Origin of the sequence: Ruminococcus sp. AF31-8BH (genome assembly GCF_003460605.1) — a bacterium.
Lineage (GTDB): Bacteria > Bacillota > Clostridia > Lachnospirales > Lachnospiraceae > Blautia_A > Blautia_A acetigignens.
Genome location: NZ_QTVN01000035.1, coordinates 5,261 through 6,651, shown reverse-complemented (window position 1 = coordinate 6,651; position 1,391 = coordinate 5,261). Strand labels below are relative to the sequence as shown.

Sequence of the window (1,391 nt, the reverse complement as noted above, 5' to 3'; positions counted from 1 at the left end):
TGCTCACTGATACGCCCTGCAATCATATCCTCATAAAGCCGCATGACCATTTTGTCCAGAACCTCAATCCGTTCCTCGTCCCTTGTGAGGGAGCGTTCCATTGCTTCCCGCTGTTCCCGCTGCTCGGTTTCACAGGTATTGGTCAGGCGGTCGGCAACCGCTTCCCCGTCCATCAGGGCAGCTCTGGCACATTCCCTGATTTTCCGCAGCACATGGCTGCAAAGGGTGTCATAGTCAATCCGGTGCTGGGTGCAGTGGTTCTTTCCAAAGGCATTGTAGGTTTTGCAGGAGTAAATCTGCTGGGGATGTTTTGCGTTTGTGTAGCGTATCGTCAGCGACTTCCCACACTCGCCGCATTTTATCAATCCGGCAAACAGGCTGATTTCATTGGTCTGCCCCGGACGCTGGCGGGATTTCAGCTTGTTCTGCACAATGTCAAAGCTCATGCGGTCAATCAGCGGTTCATGCTGTCCCTCCACCACAATCCAGTCCTCCGGCTTCTTTTCTCCAATCGTGCCGATTTTGAAACGGTAGTCTTTTTTCTGGGAAGCAATCGCCCCGGTGTAGACGGGATTCATCAAGAGGTCTTTGATAACGGAGAAGTCCCACATATACCGTCCGTTTTCCGGGTCTTTCTTTTCCCATTTGGTGCGGGTATTGCGAAGCCCCCGTTCCCGGTTCCACCATGTGGGGCAGGGGATTTTTTCTTCCTCCAGCCGTCTGCGGATATAGTTCGGACCATGACCGTTCAGGGCATATCCGAAAATCAGTCGCACAATCGGGGCGGTTTCCTCGTCAATGAGCAGATGGTTTTTGTCCTCCGGGTCTTTCCGATACCCAAACGGGGCAAGACACCCGGTAAACTGTCCTTTCTGCGCTTTCAGAAGATAAGAGGAATGGACTTTCTTGGAAATATCCTTGCTGTACATCTCGTTCAGGATATTCTTGAATGGGGCAATATCGTTGTTATCCCGCAGGGTGTCGATACCGCCATTCATGGCGATATAGCGGACACCGTTTCTTGGGAAAAAGTCCTCAATCAAATGCCCGGTTTGCAGATAGTTCCGCCCCAGTCGGCTGAGGTCTTTCGTGATGACAAGGTTGATTTGCCTGCGCTCAATGGCTCTCAACATTCTCTGTAAATCAGGACGCTCCATATTAAGACCTGTGAAGCCATCGTCCTGATAGACTGCCACAACCTCCCATCCCTGCTTTTCGCAGTATTTTTCCAGCATATCACGCTGGTTTGCGATACTGGCACTTTCGCCTTGCAGGTCATCGTCCTTTGACAGCCTGCAATAGACCGCTGCACGATACCCTCCGGCAAGTGCCGAACCGATTGTTCTGTATTCCATTTCGTTCATCATAGCCATTTACCCACACAATCCAGA

At 51.3% G+C, this 1,391-nt stretch carries 1 protein-coding gene; it reads right to left on the bottom strand.

All coding sequences use genetic code 11. From position 1 onward, the window contains the following. Positions 1-1,373, bottom strand: a 1,373-nt coding sequence (locus DWZ38_RS21690; protein ID WP_117855379.1) for a recombinase family protein, incomplete at its 3' end; no start/stop codon positions are given. Positions 1,374-1,391 lie beyond the last annotated feature (18 nt).